Genomic DNA, 16,035 nt, shown 5'->3' with positions numbered 1-16,035 from the left:
GCACAGGACGCGGCGGGCCGGCGTCCCCGTCCCCGTCCGTCTCACGGGCGGCCGTGCCCGTGGCGCGCCCGGGGGAACGGCTCCGCGGAGCACGTCACCGCCGACGCGGGGAAGGGAGACGCCGGCCGAGGCCCCCGCACGACGGTCGCCCGCGCGGGCCGGCAGCGGAACGGGCGCCCGTGCGTCGAGGGCGCCCGTTCCGGCGTGCGGGTCAGGCTTCCGGCGTGCGGGTCAGGCCGCGGCCTCGGCCGCCGCGGCCGTCCGGGCCGGCTCCCGTACGACGCGGCGGGGCCGGGTCGGCATCCCGAGCAGCGGGTTGGCCACGCCCCAGGCCGCGCCCCTGCAGACCAGCTCCTTGTACACGGCGGCGAGCCGCCCGGTCAGGGCCGCCCGGACGGCCCGGTCGTCGGCGGTGACGTACTGGATCAGGCCTTCCCTGCGGCCCAGCGAGATGCACTGGTTGAAGTAGCGCAGCGACACCTTCGGGAGCTTCCCGCCGGTCAGGCGCGCCGCGATGGCGTCGGCGGCCTGCCACGCGGAGGGGACGCCCGAGGCGCACGACATCCGCAGCGGCTTGCCGCCGGGGCCCGCCACCATGGCCGCGTCGCCGATGGCGTACACGTCCGGGTGCGAGACCGAGCGCAGGGTCCCGTCGACCACGATCTGTCCGGTGCCGGTGACCTCCAGGGCGGTGGCCCGCGCGATCGGGTGGACGGCGAAGCCGGTGGTCCACACGGTGACGGCGGCCGGGAGGGACCTGCCGTCGGCGGTGGTGACGCGGTCGGCCTCGACGGCGGTGACGGTGGTGTGCTCGTGCACGGTGACGCCCAGCTCGTCGAACACCTTCCGCAGGTGCCGGCGCCCCTTGGGCGAGAGCCAGTCGCCGAGGCCGTCGCGGGCGGCGAGGGCGACGTCGAGGTCCGGGCGGGCCTCGGCGATCTCGGCCGCGGCCTCCAGGCCGGTGAGGCCGCCGCCGACCACGACCACGGTCTGCCCGGCGGTCAGGCGGGCCAGGCGCTCGCGCAGCCGGAGCGCTCCGGGGCGGCCGGCGATCTCGTGGGCGTGCTCGGCGGTGCCGGGGACGCCCTGGTCGTTCCAGCCGCTGCCGAGGGCGTACACGAGGGTGTCGTACTCCAGCTCCGTCCCCGGCCCCTCGGCGCCGCCCGCGTCGACGACGGTGACGGTCCTGCGGTCGACGTCGACGCCGGTGACCCTCGCCAGCCTCAGCTCGACGCCGGTGCCCGCGAGCATCTCGTCGAGGGGGCGGTGCTTGAGGTCCTGGCCGACCGCGAGCTGGTGCATCCGGACGCGCTCGACGAAGTCGGGCTCCGCGTTGACGAGGGTGACGGCGACGTCTTCGCGGTGCAGCCGCCCGGCGAGGCGCCCGGCGGCGACGGCTCCGGCGTATCCGGCTCCGAGGACGATGATGCGGTGCTGCATTTCCTGACTCCTGTCTCGAGCGGATCCGCCCCTTGAACCGGGCGGCCCGCCGTTTCCTGACAGGAAGGGGGTGTGAGGCGCGTCACAGTGGGGTCGGCGCGTCCCACCGGGGTCAGAAGGCGTGGAACAGGGGTTCGCCGTGGTCGGCGGCCGCCCACCGCCGGGTCGCGCGTTCGAGCTTGTCGGGGTTGACCTGGTTGCGGAACGCGGCGATGCCCTCGGCGGTGACCTCCAGGCACATGACGCCGACGATCCGGCCGTCGACGACCGCCACGACGGCGGGGCCGCCGTTGGCGGTCGTGGTGTAGATCCCGGCCGAACCACCGACCAGGGCGCGCTTGGCCTTGCCGGGGGTGAACAGGCCCCGCAGGAACGTCGCGACCGCGAGGGCGCCCTCGAACGGCTTGGCGCGGGCCGGGACCTTCCCGCCGCCGTCGCCGATCGCGAAGGCGTCCTGGGTGAGCAGCCGCACCAGCGGCTCGGTCCGGCCGCTGGTGGCGGCCGCGAGGAACTCGTCGACGACCCGCCGGGCGGCGGCCCCGTCGATCTCGGTGCGGGCCCTGCCCTCCGCGACGTGCTTCCTGGCGCGGTGGAGGATCTGCTGGCTGGCGGCCTCGGTGATGCCGAGGATCCCGGCGATCTCCCGGTGCGGGTGGCCGAAGGCCTCCCGCAGGACGTACACCGCCCGCTCGTCGGGGGAGAGGCGCTCCAGCAGGACGAGGACCGCGTACGAGACCGACTCGCGCTGCTCGGCGGTGTCGGCGGGGCCGAGCATCGGGTCCCCGGCGAGCAGCGGCTCGGGGAGCCACTGGCCCACGTAGGTCTCGCGCCGCGCGCGGGCCGAGGTCAGCTGGTTGAGGCACAGGTTGGTGAGCACCTTCGTCAGCCAGGCCTCGGGGACCTCGATGTGCGCGACGTCGGCGGCCTGCCAGCGCAGGAACGTCTCCTGCACGGCGTCCTCGGCCTCGCTCGCGGAGCCGAGCAGGCGGTAGGCGATGGCTTCCAGACGGGGCCTGGAGGCCATGAACCGGTCCACGTCGTCCACGCTCAGGGCCATGGCCCGGATCCTAGCCCCCGCACCGGACGTCCTTCACGACCGCGGAACACTCGGCGCACGCACACGGCCCGTACCGGCCGTCCGACGCGCCGGCGCCGCACGGGCGGTCGACCGTCCCCCGGCCGACGGCCGGCTGCGCCCGCGTCCACCGCCGCCTCGAGAGCGGGGAACTCCACGGCCGTCGCCCGGTGGTGCTGCCGGGCCGTCCCGGCTGACGCCCCGGCGTCCCGACAGCCCGACGTCCCGGCGTCCCGGCGCTCCGTCAGCGGGTCGGCGCCGGGAGGCGGAGGCGTCCGTCGTGGACCTCGGCGATCCGGTCGACGGCGGTGAGGTGGGTGCGGTCGTGGGTGACCAGGACGGTGGCGGTGGCCCGTCGGTGGGTGAGGCGGGTGATCAGGTCGACGACGGCGGCGCCGCGTTCGTGGTCGAGGGCGCTGGTGGGTTCGTCGACCAGGAGGACGGTGGGGTCGTTCATCAGGGCGCGGGCGATGTTGACGCGCTGGCGCTGGCCGCCGGAGAGCTGGTGGGGGCGCCGTTCGGCCAGGCCGGCCAGGCCGACGGCCTCGAGCAGTTCCACGGCCCGGTCGCGGGCCTTCTTCGGTGGACGGCCGTCGATCCGGGCCATGACCTGGAGTTGTTCGACGGCGGTGAGGGAGGGCAGCAGGTTGGGCTGCTGGAAGACGATCCCGACCTTGTGGCGGCGCAGCTCGGTCAGCTCGCCGCGGGTCATGCCGGTGGTGGGGGTGCCGTCGACGGTGACGGTGCCGGCGTCGGGGGTGATGAGGGTGGCGGCGACGGCCAGGAGGCTGGACTTGCCGGACCCGGACGGCCCGACCACGGCGGTCAGGCTGCCCCGGGGCACGTCCAGGGTGACCCGGTCCAGGGCGGTCAGACGGGTCCCGCCGTCGGGGTAGGTGAGGGTGACGTCGGTCAGGTTCAGGCTCATCGGGCGCTCCCCAGGGCGGTCAGCGGATCGACGGAGGTGATGCGGCGGACGGACAGGGCGGCCCCGAGCACGCCGAGCAGGACCGTCACCGCGGCCGGCACCAGGACGGTGCCGGGCGTGAGCAGGAACGGCACCGCACCGCCGGCGACGAGGGCCCCGAGGCCGGCGGCGAGGCCGGTGCCGATCAGGGTGCCGCCGGTCAGCAGGACGGCGGCCTGGCCGAGGGCGTCCCGCAGCAGGCTCCCGGTGGAGGCGCCGAGCGCCTTGAGGACGGCGATGTCCGTGCCGCGCTGGATGGTCCACACGGTGAAGAAGGCCCCGACGACCAGGGCGGAGATGGCGAACAGGAAGCCGCGCATCAGCTGCAGGGAGCCGTTCTCGGAGGCGTAGGAGCCGATCGCGGACAGCGAGTCGTCCTTGGCGACCGTCCGCGTGCCGGCGGCCCGGTCGACGGCCGCCACGTCGGCGCCGGGGGAGGTGGACAGGGCGATCACGGTCGCGGTCGGGCCGCCGCTGCCGCTCCCGGTGGGAGGCGCGGTCCTCCGCCAGGTGTCGAGGCTGGTCCAGATCACGGGCGTGTGGCTGAAGGAGGCGTCGCCCGCGACCGCGGCCACCGTCAGCCTGCGCCCGGCCAGGGTGAGGGTGCCGCCGGGTTCGAGGCCGAGGTCGTCGGCGGCCGCGGCGGACAGCACCGCCGTGTGCGCGCCGAGCCTGCCGCCGTCGGGGGCCAGCGGGGATCCGGGCCGGACGCCGAAGGCGGAGACCCCGGCGCTCCGGTTCCCGGCGACGGCCCTGGTGGTGGTGATGCCCAGCGGTTCGGCGGCGGTGACACCGGGGGCCCCGGCCCAGTGCCGCCACTGCTCCTCGGTGACGGTGGAGTCGGCGTACGACAGGTCCCGTCCGTCGCCGGGCGCGTCGAAGGCGATGCGGTCGGCGGGCAGGCCGGTGATCGCGGAGACGTTCTGCCGCCCCAGCCCCGCGGTCAGCCCGGACAGCAGCCCGACCAGCAGGGTGATCAGCACGACGACGGCCCCCACCAGGGCGAACCGCCCCTTGGCGAACCTCAGGTCCCTCCAGGCGACGAACACGGCTTGCCTGCCCCTTCCGGTGGTGCGGACGATGTGCCCCCACCGTCGCCGCCGGCCCCCTGCGGAGACATCCGGCGGGGGAGGTCACTTCGCGGGTCGAAAGGCGCGACGCGGGTTGTACCTTTCGATGGAGGCCACGGTGACGGCCGCCTCCTTAGGCTGGAAGGACTGTGAACAGCCCCGCCCCCGCCTCAGCCACGGCCCTCGTCCCAGCCCCCGCCCCCGCTCCGGACCTGACCCCGACCCCGACCACCCGGGCCCTCGCCTGGTGCGTGCACCTGCTGGTCGTCGGCCTGCTCGCCCTGACCGCCGGGCGGGCCGTGGCCGACGGCCGTCCGCACGCCGGGGCGGTCGTGGCCGTGGCCGCGGCGTGCGCCCTGGTCCACGCGGTCGGCCCGCTCCTGCCCCGCGTCCGCCGCTCCCGGCCGGCCGCCGCCTGGTGGCTGGCCGCGGTCGGCGCCGTGTGGGCGGGGCTGCTGGTCCTGTCCGCCGACGGGGTCTGGGTCGCCTTCCCGCTGTACTTCCTCCAGCTCCACCTGCTGCCGCGGCGCGCCGGACTCACCGCGGTCGGCGCGACCGCGCTGGCGGCGATCACCGCCTTCGCCGCCCACCGGGGCGCCTTCGGCGCGGCCATGGCCCTCGGGCCCGCGCTCGGCGCCGCCGTGGCCGTCGCGGTCGTGTGGGGCTACCAGGCCCTGTACCGGGAGAGCGAGCGGCGCCGCCGGCTGATCGAGGAGCTCACCGCCACCCGCGCCGACCTCGCCACCGCCCAGCACACCGCCGGGGTGCTCGCCGAACGCGAACGCCTGGCCCGCGAGATCCACGACACCCTCGCCCAGGGCCTGTCCAGCATCCAGCTGCTGCTGCGCGCCGCCGAACGGGCCCTCCCCGACCGGCAGGAGGCCGCCGCCCGCCACATCGAACAGGCCCGCCAGGCCGCGGTGGACAACCTCGCCGAGGCCCGCCGCTTCGTCGCCGCCCTCGCCCCGCCGGCCCTGGAGGGCACCACCCTGGCCGACGCCCTGCACCGCCTGTGCGCCACCACCACCGCCCGGCACCGGCTCACCGCGCGCTTCCGCCTCACCGGCGACCCGGTCCCGCTGCCGACCGCGCACGAGGTGGCCCTGCTGCGCGTCGCCCAGTCCGCCCTCGGCAACACCGTCCGCCACGCCCACGCCGGCACCGCCGAGGTCGCCCTCGGCTACCTCGGCGAGCACGTCGCCCTCGACGTCGTCGACGACGGCGCCGGCTTCGACCCCGGCCGGCTGCCCGAGCCCGACCCCGGGAGCGGCGGCTTCGGCCTGGCCGCCATGCGCGCCCGCGTGGACGCGCTCGGCGGCACCCTCACCCTCGTGTCCGCCCCCGGCCGGGGCACCGCCCTGACCGCCCGACTGCCCCTCTCCCCCGCCGGGCCCGAGACCAGGACCGGAACCGCGACCGACACCGAGGCCCGCCCGTGACCGACGACACCCCCGTCCGCCTCCTCCTGGCCGACGACCACCCCGTGGTACGGGCCGGGCTGCGCGCCGTGCTGGAGACCGAACCCGGCCTCACCGTGGTGGCCGAGGCCGCCACCGCCGAGGAGGCCGTCGCCCGCGCCGCCGCGGGCGACGTCGACGTCGTGCTGATGGACCTGCAGTTCGGCAAGGGGATGGGCGGCGCCGAGGCCACCGCCCGGATCACCGCCCGCCCGGGCGCCCCCCGCGTCCTGGTCGTCACCACCTACGACTCGGACGCCGACACCCTGCCCGCCATCGAGGCCGGCGCCACCGGCTACCTCCTCAAGGACGCCCCTCCCGAGGACCTGGCCGCCGCCGTACGCACCGCCGCCGCCGGACGCACCACCCTGGCCCCCGCGGTCGCCGACCGGCTCATGCACCGGCTGCGCACCCCGGGCACCTCCCTGACCCGGCGCGAGACCGAAGTCCTCGCCCTGGTCGCCGAGGGCCTGTCCAACCAGGCCGTCGCCCACCGGCTCCACCTGACCGAGGGCACCGTCAAGTCCCACCTGGCCCGCGTCTACGCCAAGCTCGGCGTCGACTCGCGCACCGCCGCCGTCGCCACCGCCACCGGCCTCGGCCTCATCCGTCGCTGAACGGCGTCGCGGCCCGGCCGGCGGAGGCGGCGCGGTCACCCGTGCGCCGCGGGACGGGCGGACCGGACGACGAGGGAGCGGAACTCGTCGACCGCACGGGCGCGCGCTCCGGTCAGTTCGGGCAGGGTCAGCACGGCCGCACCGAGGGGGACGGGGCGCGGCGTGCGCCGGAAGTGCTCCTCGACCGCGGTGATCATGCGGGGGTGGGCCCCCCACGTCCCGCCGACGACGACGGTCTCCGGGTCCGCGAGGGAGACGGCGGCCGACAGGACGCCGCCGACGGCGCGCGCCAGCGCCGCGCGGACCCGGTCGGCCCCGGCGTCCCGGCCCTCGAGGACCTCGAGCAGCTTCGGCACGTCGACGGCGGTGGAGGCGGGCCGGCGCAGGCCCAGCGCGGCGAACACCTCGGTGAACGCCATGGCCTGCCCGTCCGGCCCCGCGGTGCACAGGTGGGCGATCTCCCCGACGAGCCCGCGGTGTCCCCGGCGCACGACGCCGTCGCTCACCACGGCGCAGCCGAGCCCTTCACCGAGGTGGAGGTAGACGAAGTCGTCGACGCCCTGCGCGCACCCGTGCTCGTACTCGGCCCGCGCGGCCCAGTTGACGTCGTTGTCCACCAGGACGGGGCCGGTCACCGCGTCCGCCAGGACGGAGGGCGGGTCGAGCGCGCCCACGAGGAAGGGGGCGTCGGGCAGGTGGACCAGCCGGCCCGTCGCACGGTCCACGGGATCGGCCGCGCTCACCACCGCCAGCCGCAGCGGGCCCCCGACCCGGCCCTTCAGCTCCTCCGCCGCCGCGGCGAGCGCCCGCCCGGCCGCTTCCTGTCCCGCGTCCGCCCCCAGATCCGTACGGACCCGCCCGTGGGTACGGCCGAGCGCGTCGACGGCCTCGGCGACGACGCCGTGCGGGGTGATGCTCGCGACCAGGGCGGTCCCGAGCCGCGGGGAGAGCGCGTAGTAGGAGCCGACCCGGCCGCGCCCGGTGGTGCGCTCGCCGGTGTCGGCCACCAGTCCGGCCTCCTCGAGCCGCTGGACGCTCTCGGAGACGGTGGGCTTGGAGATGCCGGTCCGGGTGGCGATCTCCGCCCGGGTGAGGCGGTCGTGGGCCATGAGGGCGCGCAGCACGTTCTCGTCCGTCAGGCCCCGCAGCAGCTCCAGTGACGGCTTCGGCGGGTTCATGCCGCCATCCTAGGCGTTTAGTAAGGACTCCTTGCCAAAAGCCGGACGGGTGCTTACCGTCATTTCAAGTTAGGAGTCCTCACCAAAGGAGCCGAGATGACGGCCACCGCCGGACAGCGCCCCGCCCCCGCCTTGCCGCACTGGGACCGGACCCCCGAAGACCTCGCCGCCGCCGTCCGCGAGATCAAGCCCGCCCTGCGGGCCCGCATCGAGGCCTCCGGCCGTACCGTCGAGGAGGTGTTCGCCGCCGTCGAGCGGCGCGTCGAGGCGCGCGTCGCCGAGATCGAGGCCGACCGCGAGCGCGGTGAGGAGGTCTGGCCCGTCCTGGACTACGACGCGATCGCCGCGGGCACGGTGACGCCGGCCCAGACGGCCAAGCTCAGGAAGCGGGGCTGCCTCGTCGTGCGCGGCCACTTCCCGCGCGAGCAGGCGCTGGCCTGGGACGCCGACATCGTCGACTACGTCGAGCGCAACGAGTTCTTCGAGACCTACTCCGGCCCCGGCGACGACTTCTTCGGCAGCGTCGGCTCCAAGCCGGAGATCTACCCGATCTACTGGTCGCAGGCCCAGATGCAGGCCCGGCAGTCGGAGCGGATGGCCACCGTGCAGTCCTTCCTGAACTCGTTCTGGAAGCACACCGACGACGACGGGACCCAGTGGTTCGACCCCGACCGCGACGCGCTGTACCCCGACCGCATCCGGCGCCGCCCGCCGGGCACCGACTCCGCCGGCCTGGGCACCCACTGCGATCCCGGCACCCTCGACCTGTGGATGACCCGGGAGTACCAGAAGGCGTTCCGCCACCTCTTCAGCGGAGACGTGGAGCGGTACGACCCCTGGGACGCCGCCCACCGCACCGCCGGGCCGCAGTACCCCGGCTCCACCATGTGCTCGGCGTTCCGCACCTTCCAGGGCTGGACCGCCCTGTCCGACATGGACGCCGACCAGGGCGTCCTGCACACCGTGCCGGTCCCGGAGGCCATGGCGTACCTGCTGCTGCGGCCGCTGCTGCCGGACGTCCCCGAGGACTCCATGTGCGGCGTGCGCACCAACCAGGTCTTCCCGGTCACCGAGCGCTGGCACCCGGTCCTCTACCGGGCCCTGACCCCGATCCCCGACGTCAGGGCCGGGGACTCCGTCTGGTGGCACTGCGACATGGTCCACGGCGTCGCCCCCGTCCGGGACCAGAAGGGCTGGGGGAACGTCATGTACATCCCCGCCGCCCCCTGGTGCCCCCGCAACGAGGAGTACGCGGCGAACGTCAGGGAGGCCTTCGCCACCGGCTCCAGCCCGGGCGACTTCCCCGAGGAGCACTACGAGCGCTCCTGGACCGGCCGCTTCACCGCCGACCAGCTCAACGAGACCGGTCGCCGGGGGCTGGGGCTGAGCTGATCCGGCACCCGCAGGGCGGGGCCGTCCGGTCGTTCCGTGCCGTCCGGTGCGGAGGGGACGCCGGCACCGGGACCGGTGCCGGCGTCCCGGTCGGCGAACCGGCCCTTGACCTCGACCGAAGTCGAGGTCCTACGTTCCTCGCACGGCCACCGGAACCGACCGGTGGTGCCCCTCGAGGAGGTCCGTCATGTCCGGGCGCACTGCCGACAACGTGATTCCCGACCGCTACCGCCACTCCGTGATCCCGCACATCATGGTCGACGACGCCGCCACGGCGATCGACTTCTACCGGCGGGCCTTCGGCGCCCGCGAGGAGTTCCGGGTCGACGCCCCCGGCGGCGGGATCCTGCACGCGGAGATCGCCGTCGGGCGGTCGGTCCTGATGCTGGGCGACGCGAGCACGGACGAGGCGGAGGCCTCCGCCTTCACCACGCCGGGCCGGCTCGGCGGCACGACCGTCACCCTGCACGTCTTCGTGCCGGACGTCGACGCGCTGGCGGAGCGCGCGGAAGCCGCGGGCGCCGAGATCGTCCAGCCGCCGAAGGACATGTTCCACGGCGACCGCACCGTCGTCCTCAAGGACCCCTCGGGACACCTGTGGGTGTTCCTGACCCACCTGGAGGACGTCTCGGAGGAGGAACTCCGCCACCGCCTGGCCGCCGGACGGCCGCACGCCGCGACGGCCGGCCCGTGACGCCCTTCGCCGCCGTCGGGCCGGCCGGGACGAAGGGGCGTCCGCTCCGGCGGCTACGGTGCGGCGGTGTCCGTCGGGCGGTGGTAGACGCCGCCGTGGCGGTGCAGGTGGTGCAGGTCGACGAGGTAGCGGCGCAGGGTCACGTGGTCGGTGCCGCCGCCCTCGCACCAGGTGCGCAGTCGGTCGTCGACCTCCTTCTCCGCGTACCGCCGGCCCGGTTCGAAGGTCCGTTCCGCGACGTGGCGCAGGACGAGCTTCTTCCGGTCCCACTGGGCCGGCAGCTTCACGAGGCGTCCGTCGCGCAGGAACGTGCGGAGCACCGTCTCGGTCCGCTCGTCCCCGGTGCCGTGGTCCTGTGCGGAACGGGGTCCGGCCGCGTCGCGCGCCATGCGGCGGAAGGCGGCGTAGGACACCTCGAGTCCGCCGGTGCCCGCCGTCACGACGTCCCGGTCCTCGAGCCGGTGCAGCGCGAGGAGGACGTCCCTGGCCGGCAGCCCGGTCCGCTCGGCGACCTCGGCGGCACCGGTCGCGCCCAGCGCCACGGCGGCGAAGACCCGTACCCGGGTCTCGTCGGCGAACAGCCCGATCACGTCCTCGGCCGTCATGTCCCGTCTCCGTCCTTCCGGGCGGTACCCGCCGCACCGGCCCCGGGGACGCTACCTCCGCGGCGCCCCGGCCGCCCGGCATTTTCCCCGTGCGGCCGGTGACCGTGGCGTCGGCCGGCGCCCCGAGCGCGACGGCGGCGAAGAGCGTCACGGGCCGACCGCGGCCTGCTCCGGTCGGCGGCACGGTCCGGCGGTGGCCGAGGTCCGTGTCCCGGCCGTGCCGGGTGCAGGAATTCGTCGGTCCCGAAACACCAGGTCAGCGGCGTGACGCGGTCGTTCCCGTCCGGATCTGTGCCGACGGCCACAGCGAACGGGACACACGTGGGCTCATACTGAGTCATGACAAAGCCTGTGGCACCGAAGCGTCATCTGCCCACCAGCCCCTTCAAGGCCCCGGCCACACCGGCTCCCAAGCACTTCTCCATGGGCGACCAAGTCACCCACGACACGTACGGTCTCGGCCGGGTGATCGGCATCGAGGACGGAGTCGCGGCGCTCGTGGACTTCGGCTCGGCGCGCATCCGGATCTCGAGCCCGTACGCCAAGATGACCAAGCTGTAGGACCGCTGCGCCCGGTCACGGCGCACCAGGCCCCCTCAGGGGCCTGCAAGGAAAGGCAGACCTCTCATCGACCCGACATCGCTGTTCTCCGCCCTGGAGGGGCACCCCCGCCGTTCCACCGCGGTGCCGCCGCCTCCGACGACCCACCCCTTCCAGGCCCCGGACTTCGCGGAAGACGGGATCCCCTGCTCCGAGGACGCGCAGGAGCCCACCCCGGGCGCGCGTGCGGCGCGGTCCGGGGCCTCCTAGCGGCGGTTCCGGCGGACGCCCACGGGCCGTCCGCGGTGCCGCGGCGAGGAGTGCGGCCGTCCCGGTTTCCGTCGCGTCCGGTCCCGGTCGCGACGGCCCGCACTCCGCGTCCTCCGTACGGCGACGTCACAGCTCGCGCACGGTACGCGCGGAGGAGACCGCCGGGTCCTTCCGTGGCCCCCGGGTCACCCACCCGTAGCCCGCCAGGCCGAGCGCGCCGCGCGCCATGAAGTCCGCCCACCACGGGACGAACCCGCCGGCGTCCTCCGGCCGCAGGACCGCCCACGAGGCCAGGGCCGTCAGGAGTCCCGCGATCGCCAGGGCCGAGGCGTAGGCGACGAGGCCGCCACGGCCTCGGCCCAGCCTCGTGCCCAGCAGGCCGGACGGGATCTGCACGAGCAGGTGGAAACCCGCGCAGTGCAGAAGCAGCACCGCCCAGATCACGAACGGGGGTGTGTCCGCCGAAGGGTCACCGGCCGGTGCCGCGCCGTAGACGTCCAGGGACCAGGCCGGAGGGACGACGTAGGTGAACAGCAGGACCGCACCGCTCAGGTGCGCGGCGCCGAGGTGACGCGCCGCCCGGCGGAGACGTCCCGGTGACGCGCCGCCCGGCCCGGACGAGCCGGGCGGTCCCGTCCTCATGCGTCCCCCGATGCCGGATCCCGTCCCCGCCTGCCCGGCAGGCTACAGCCACCGGTTCGGCCGTTGCCGCCCCTGAGCCGTTCGGGAGCCCGGGCGGGCGGAGCGGAGGCGGGCGAAGGCCACGGCGCGGCCCGGCGGACGACGCTTCGACGCGCGCCGAAGCGTTCCGCCCCTAGCGTCCTGAGCCATGAAGATCGACACCCACCGAGTGGTCCGACCGAGCATCCTCTACTTCGGCACCCCCGTGGTCCTGCTGACCACCGAGAACGGCGACGGCACCGTCAACCTCGCCCCGATCTCCTCCGCCTGGGCGCTGGGACAGCACGTCGTCCTGGGACTGGGCACCGAGAGCCGGACCGCGCGCAACCTCGCCGAACGCCCGGAGCTGGTGGTCAACGTGGCGTCACCGGAGCTGTGGGAGCACGTGGAGCGCCTCGCCCCGCTCACCGGGGCCGACCCGGTGCCGGAGGCCAAGCGGGCGGTCTACCGGTACGAGCGGGACAAGTTCGCCGCGGCCGGGCTCACCCCGGCCGGCTCCGACCTGGTGAAGCCGCCGCGGGTCGCCGAGTGCGCCCTGCAGCTGGAGGCGCGCGTCCGCGCCATGACGCCCGGCGGAGCGGGTCTCTTCTTCAGCGTCGAGTGCGACGTGCTGCGGGTCCACGCCGACGAACGCATCGTCGTGCCGGGCACCCACCACATCGACCCCGCGGTGTGGAGCCCCCTCATCTACAACTTCCGCCACTACCACGGTCTCGCGCCGGAGGTCGGCCACGGCTTCCGCTCGGAGACCGCCGGGACCACCACCCCCCGTACCGCGTCCGCCCCCCCGCTGACGTACGGGGAGCCGGAACGCCGACGGGCGGTGCGGTTACCGTCGTGGGCGGCGCGGTGATCGGGTGGGTGCGCCGCTGACGGGGAGGGTGGCGTGGAGCTGCGGGACATCGAGATCTTCCTGACTCTGGCGGAGGAACTGCACTTCGGGCGGACGGCCGAGCGGCTGCACATCACGCAGGCCCGCGTCAGCCAGGCCATCGCCAAGCAGGAACGGCACATCGGTGCCGCGCTCTTCGAGCGGACCAGCAGGCACGTGGCCCTGACCGGGATCGGTGCCCGGCTCCGCGAGGACCTCGCGGCCGGCTACGAGCGCATCCGCGCCGGTGTCACCGCCGCGACCGAGGCCGCCCGGGGCGCTTCGGGCGGCCTCGTGCTGGGCACGATGGGCGCCCTGGCCCACGACATCGCCGACGTCACCGGCCTGTTCCGGGCCCGGCACCCGGCGTGCGTCCTGTCCTTCAGGGAGATGCACGGCAGCGACCCCTTCGGGCCCCTGCGCCGGGAGGAGGTCGATCTGGCGGTGCTCTGGCTGCCGGTGCGCGAACCGGACCTCACCGTCGGGCCGGTGCTGCGCTCCCGGCCGCTGGTGATGATGGCCGGCGCGTCCCATCCGCTCGCGGGGCGCGAGTCGGTGGAGATGGAGGACCTGGGCGACCACCTGGTGACCCGGCCGCACGACGGCGCGCCGATCCCCGCCTACCACCTGGAGGCGATGCTGCCGGCCCGGACGCCGTCCGGGCGGCCCGTCCGGCGCGGCGGACCGCCGGTCACCGTGTGGCAGGAGTGCCTCGCCGTGGTGGCGTCCGGCGAGGTCGTCACGCCGATCCAGGCCGAGGCCGCCCACTACTACCCCTGGCCGGACATCGTCTACCTGCCCATCCGCGACGCCCCGCTGGGCGAGTGGGCCCTGGTGTGGCGCACCGCCGGTGCGACACCGCTGGTCCGGGCCTTCGTCTCGGCCGCCGAGGACGCGCTCGCCGAGCGCCCCGCGGACCTGCCGCCCGGCGCGGCGAGCCGGAGCCGGCGGGACGCGGGGCGGAGGGGCGGCCGGACGCGGAGCGGCCGGGTGCGGACGGTGGGCGTGCGCACCGAGCCGGTGCCGATCGATAAGCCGGGGGTTATGGATCGTTCCCGAACCCGTCGTTGATCCCCCGGCCCGGGTCGGGGATCGTGCGGGTCATGTCCACGATTCCCGACCCGACCGTGCCGCACCCCCTGCCGGAGCACAGGCGCGTGGTGCTCCTCAAGCCCCTGGTCACCGACCCGCGCATCGAGATCGGCGCGTTCACCTACTACGACGACCCGGACGGCGCCGAGGAGTTCGAGCGCCGCAACGTGCTGTACGCCTACGGCCCCGAGCGCCTCGTCATCGGCAAGTACTGCGCCCTCGCCACCGGCACCCGCTTCCTCATGGCGGGCGCCGAGCACCCCACGCTCGGGGTGTCCACCTTCCCGTTCACGATGTTCGGCGGTGCCTGGGCGGAACGGACGCTCGACATCGTCACGTCGATGCCGAGCCGCGGTGACACCGTCGTCGGCAACGACGTGTGGTTCGGGTACGGCGTCACCGTCATGCCGGGGGTGACGATCGGCGACGGAGCGGTCATCGCCACCGGGGCCGTCGTCACCTCCGACGTGCCGCCGTACACGGTCGTCGGCGGCAACCCGGCCCGCACCATCAAGCGGCGGTACGACGACGAGGACGTCGCGCGGCTGCGGCGCGCCGCCTGGTGGGACTGGCCCGTCGGACTCGTCACCGAGCACGTGCGGACGATCATGTCCGGCACCCCGGCCGAGATCGAGGCCGTCGCCGCCGGGCGGCGCGCACACACCGAACGGAAGGACCCCGCATGACCGCCCTCGACCCGGCCGCCGAGTTCGACCGGCAGGTCCGCACGCTCACCGGGCTCGGCTACCCGGAGCTGTCCGGCCTCACCCCGGAGCGGTTCGCCGAGCGGCTGGCCCCCCTGCGCGCCACCGCCCTGGCGGCGGCGTCGGACACGGAGCACGCCCACGACCCCGGGTCCGGTCGCGTGCCGTTCGTCCTGGTCGTCACCCGCGAACTCGCCCCGATCGAGGAGACGATGCCCCGCACCGCCCTGCACGGCGGGAAGCTGCCCGGGTTCGTCGACCGCTCCTTCGAGCCCGGTTCCCTCGGGCGTTTCGTCGCCGTGCCGGAGGCGGAACTGCCCGATCCGCAGGCGTACCTGCTGCTCGGTGTCGAACGCGGCGAGGAGTTCTGCGGCGCCGTACCGCGCGAGGCGATGGCCACCGTCGCCGGGCGCGGGCGGACCCTGCTCACCATCGAGGAGGGCATCGCGCTGCTCACGCACTTCCCCCAGGTCCTGGTGAAGAACAAGTGCTTCTCGCTCGGTGGTTCGCGGTCCGGGGACCGCCGCGTGCCCGCGATCTGGATCAGCCAGAAGGCGCCGAAGCTGGGATGGTGCTGGGAGGGCAACCCGCACACCTGGCTCGGCATGGCCTCCGCCGCCGGTCGCCGGGCCGCGCACGCGGCGCCCCCTGGTGCCTGACTCCCCGGTGCGACAGTCGAGTCGACGCCGTCGGTCCGAGTCGCCCCTCGCGGGCGGGAGATCACCGCACCCCGGCTGAGCGGGCCGCCGGCGCCGCTCGCGGAGGACCCGCGCACCGGGTGCGGCTCGACGCCGGACCGGCCGTGGGCACGCCGACGGGCACCGGCGGCCGCGACCACGGGTTCGCGGTTCGTCGTCGTGCCGTGGAGCGTGCGGCCGGGGACGCGGAACGGCTTCAACGCGGTTGCGGCGCCCCGGGCGAGCGCGGGGCGCCGCAACACGCGGGTCGGGCCGGGTGCGCAGCCGCACATCGCCTCGCCGGACGACCCCGGACCCCGTAGGGTCCGGGGCGGAACGCCCCGGTGGCCGGGCGGGAGGGAACGGCGCGCGCGGTGCCGGGACAGGGGGGACGGTGGGCAGGCGACGCTACGTCGCCCGGGGGGTGCCGGGCGGTTACCGGATCTGGGACAACCGGGGACGCCGCTGGTGGGGCGACCTGTACGAGCTGTGCCCCGACGACCTCCTGACCGAACTGAACGGCCGGAAGGACCCGGCGCGGGTCGGTGAGCTGATGAAGCGGTACCGGGCGCAGAAGCGGTAGGGCCGCGGGAGCGGCACGGAGGGCGCGGTCGTCGTCCGGGGGTTCCGGGCGGGTTCCGGGCGGGTCCGGACGCCACCCTTGTCGTTCATATACGTGAATCGAATTCAGAGACGGATCTCTTG

Annotated in this window: 17 protein-coding genes; 10 read left to right on the top strand and 7 right to left on the bottom strand. The window is 75.3% G+C overall.

Features of this window, described 5'->3' with window-relative positions; all coding sequences use genetic code 11:
• Positions 1 to 231: 231 nt before the first annotated feature.
• The 4 genes from FHS37_RS10570 to FHS37_RS10555 all read right to left on the bottom strand — a co-directional run bounded on the left by FHS37_RS10570 (position 232) and on the right by FHS37_RS10555 (position 4,531).
• Positions 232 to 1,440 (bottom strand): NAD(P)/FAD-dependent oxidoreductase, encoded by a 1,209-nt coding sequence (locus FHS37_RS10570; protein ID WP_184819425.1) that lies wholly within the window; start codon positions 1,438 to 1,440, stop codon positions 232 to 234.
• Between the two features lie 112 nt (positions 1,441 to 1,552).
• Positions 1,553 to 2,497, bottom strand: coding sequence for an RNA polymerase sigma factor SigJ (gene sigJ, locus FHS37_RS10565; protein ID WP_184819423.1), 945 nt, complete (start codon positions 2,495 to 2,497; stop codon positions 1,553 to 1,555).
• A gap of 262 nt (positions 2,498 to 2,759) precedes the next feature.
• Positions 2,760 to 3,443, bottom strand: a complete 684-nt coding sequence (locus FHS37_RS10560) for an ABC transporter ATP-binding protein (protein WP_184819421.1) — start codon at positions 3,441 to 3,443, stop codon at positions 2,760 to 2,762.
• Complete coding sequence (locus tag FHS37_RS10555; protein WP_184819419.1) at positions 3,440 to 4,531, bottom strand: ABC transporter permease; 1,092 nt, start codon at positions 4,529 to 4,531, stop codon at positions 3,440 to 3,442. Before FHS37_RS10555 ends, FHS37_RS10560 begins: the two co-directional genes overlap by 4 nt.
• Before the next feature lie 233 nt (positions 4,532 to 4,764).
• Between FHS37_RS10555 and FHS37_RS10550 the strand changes: the two genes are divergently transcribed.
• Positions 4,765 to 5,991 (top strand): sensor histidine kinase, encoded by a 1,227-nt coding sequence (locus FHS37_RS10550; protein ID WP_229889985.1) that lies wholly within the window; start codon positions 4,765 to 4,767, stop codon positions 5,989 to 5,991.
• The gene (locus tag FHS37_RS10545) at positions 5,988 to 6,626 is read left to right on the top strand and encodes a response regulator (RefSeq protein ID WP_184819414.1); all 639 of its coding nucleotides are present in this window, start codon (positions 5,988 to 5,990) and stop codon (positions 6,624 to 6,626) included. Before FHS37_RS10550 ends, FHS37_RS10545 begins: the two co-directional genes overlap by 4 nt.
• 35 nt (positions 6,627 to 6,661) lie before the next feature.
• Here FHS37_RS10545 and FHS37_RS10540 read toward each other — a convergent pair whose 3' ends face one another.
• The gene (locus FHS37_RS10540) at positions 6,662 to 7,804 is read right to left on the bottom strand and encodes an ROK family transcriptional regulator (RefSeq protein WP_184819413.1); all 1,143 of its coding nucleotides are present in this window, start codon (positions 7,802 to 7,804) and stop codon (positions 6,662 to 6,664) included.
• 96 nt (positions 7,805 to 7,900) lie between these two features.
• On the opposite strand from FHS37_RS10540, the gene FHS37_RS10535 reads away from it, so the two are divergent.
• Both FHS37_RS10535 and FHS37_RS10530 read left to right on the top strand, forming a co-directional pair.
• Complete coding sequence (locus FHS37_RS10535) at positions 7,901 to 9,196, top strand: DUF1479 domain-containing protein (protein ID WP_184819411.1); 1,296 nt, start codon at positions 7,901 to 7,903, stop codon at positions 9,194 to 9,196.
• Between the two features lie 187 nt (positions 9,197 to 9,383).
• Positions 9,384 to 9,890, top strand: a complete 507-nt coding sequence (locus FHS37_RS10530) for a VOC family protein (protein WP_184819409.1) — start codon at positions 9,384 to 9,386, stop codon at positions 9,888 to 9,890.
• Positions 9,891 to 9,943: 53 nt separating this feature from the next.
• Here FHS37_RS10530 and FHS37_RS10525 read toward each other — a convergent pair whose 3' ends face one another.
• A complete protein-coding gene (locus FHS37_RS10525; protein WP_184819406.1) occupies positions 9,944 to 10,495 on the bottom strand; it encodes a DUF2087 domain-containing protein in 552 nt (183 codons plus the stop codon).
• A 339-nt stretch (positions 10,496 to 10,834) separates the two neighbouring features.
• Here FHS37_RS10525 and FHS37_RS10520 point away from each other — a divergent pair, with 339 nt between their 5' ends.
• Positions 10,835 to 11,056 (top strand): hypothetical protein, encoded by a 222-nt coding sequence (locus tag FHS37_RS10520; protein ID WP_184819404.1) that lies wholly within the window; start codon positions 10,835 to 10,837, stop codon positions 11,054 to 11,056.
• Between the two features lie 375 nt (positions 11,057 to 11,431).
• On the opposite strand, the gene FHS37_RS10515 is transcribed toward FHS37_RS10520, so the two are convergent.
• Positions 11,432 to 11,947 (bottom strand): hypothetical protein, encoded by a 516-nt coding sequence (locus FHS37_RS10515; protein WP_229889975.1) that lies wholly within the window; start codon positions 11,945 to 11,947, stop codon positions 11,432 to 11,434.
• 187 nt (positions 11,948 to 12,134) lie between these two features.
• Between FHS37_RS10515 and FHS37_RS10510 the strand changes: the two genes are divergently transcribed.
• The 5 genes from FHS37_RS10510 (at position 12,135) to FHS37_RS10490 (ending at position 15,913) form a co-directional block, all read left to right on the top strand.
• Positions 12,135 to 12,839 carry a flavin reductase family protein gene (locus FHS37_RS10510; protein WP_229889976.1) on the top strand — a complete coding sequence of 235 codons (705 nt, stop codon included), beginning with the start codon at positions 12,135 to 12,137 and terminating at the stop codon, positions 12,837 to 12,839.
• A 33-nt stretch (positions 12,840 to 12,872) separates the two neighbouring features.
• Positions 12,873 to 13,928 (top strand): LysR family transcriptional regulator, encoded by a 1,056-nt coding sequence (locus tag FHS37_RS10505; RefSeq protein WP_184819402.1) that lies wholly within the window; start codon positions 12,873 to 12,875, stop codon positions 13,926 to 13,928.
• Positions 13,929 to 13,960: 32 nt separating this feature from the next.
• On the top strand, positions 13,961 to 14,635 hold the full coding sequence (locus FHS37_RS10500) for a CatB-related O-acetyltransferase (protein ID WP_184819401.1): 675 nt from the start codon (positions 13,961 to 13,963) through the stop codon (positions 14,633 to 14,635).
• Entirely contained in the window at positions 14,632 to 15,312 is a 681-nt protein-coding gene (locus tag FHS37_RS10495) for a DUF5701 family protein (RefSeq protein ID WP_184819399.1), read from the top strand. Before FHS37_RS10500 ends, FHS37_RS10495 begins: the two co-directional genes overlap by 4 nt.
• 412 nt (positions 15,313 to 15,724) lie before the next feature.
• The gene (locus FHS37_RS10490) at positions 15,725 to 15,913 is read left to right on the top strand and encodes a hypothetical protein (RefSeq protein WP_184819397.1); all 189 of its coding nucleotides are present in this window, start codon (positions 15,725 to 15,727) and stop codon (positions 15,911 to 15,913) included.
• Positions 15,914 to 16,035 lie beyond the last annotated feature (122 nt).

It is taken from the genome of Streptomyces griseomycini (genome assembly GCF_014203535.1).
GTDB classification, from domain to species: domain Bacteria; phylum Actinomycetota; class Actinomycetes; order Streptomycetales; family Streptomycetaceae; genus Streptomyces; species Streptomyces griseomycini.
The sequence above is the reverse complement of the archived record's forward strand: the minus strand, read 5'-3'. Positions and strand labels throughout refer to the sequence as shown.

Bases quoted from the DNA above. Each gene is read 5' to 3' on its own strand.
- FHS37_RS10560 (WP_184819421.1), bottom strand. From the start codon at position 3,443: ATGAGCCTGAACCTGACCGACGTCACCCTCACCTACCCCGACGGCGGG.
- FHS37_RS10540 (WP_184819413.1), bottom strand. From the start codon at position 7,804: ATGAACCCGCCGAAGCCGTCACTGGAGCTGCTGCGGGGCCTGACGGAC.
- FHS37_RS10525 (WP_184819406.1), bottom strand. From the start codon at position 10,495: ATGACGGCCGAGGACGTGATCGGGCTGTTCGCCGACGAGACCCGGGTA.
- FHS37_RS10510 (WP_229889976.1), top strand. From the start codon at position 12,135: ATGAAGATCGACACCCACCGAGTGGTCCGACCGAGCATCCTCTACTTC.
- FHS37_RS10495 (WP_184819399.1), top strand. From the start codon at position 14,632: ATGACCGCCCTCGACCCGGCCGCCGAGTTCGACCGGCAGGTCCGCACG.
- FHS37_RS10515 (WP_229889975.1), bottom strand. From the start codon at position 11,947: ATGAGGACGGGACCGCCCGGCTCGTCCGGGCCGGGCGGCGCGTCACCG.
- sigJ (WP_184819423.1), bottom strand. From the start codon at position 2,497: ATGGCCCTGAGCGTGGACGACGTGGACCGGTTCATGGCCTCCAGGCCC.
- FHS37_RS10500 (WP_184819401.1), top strand. From the start codon at position 13,961: ATGTCCACGATTCCCGACCCGACCGTGCCGCACCCCCTGCCGGAGCAC.
- FHS37_RS10520 (WP_184819404.1), top strand. From the start codon at position 10,835: ATGACAAAGCCTGTGGCACCGAAGCGTCATCTGCCCACCAGCCCCTTC.
- FHS37_RS10530 (WP_184819409.1), top strand. From the start codon at position 9,384: ATGTCCGGGCGCACTGCCGACAACGTGATTCCCGACCGCTACCGCCAC.
- FHS37_RS10535 (WP_184819411.1), top strand. From the start codon at position 7,901: ATGACGGCCACCGCCGGACAGCGCCCCGCCCCCGCCTTGCCGCACTGG.
- FHS37_RS10570 (WP_184819425.1), bottom strand. From the start codon at position 1,440: ATGCAGCACCGCATCATCGTCCTCGGAGCCGGATACGCCGGAGCCGTC.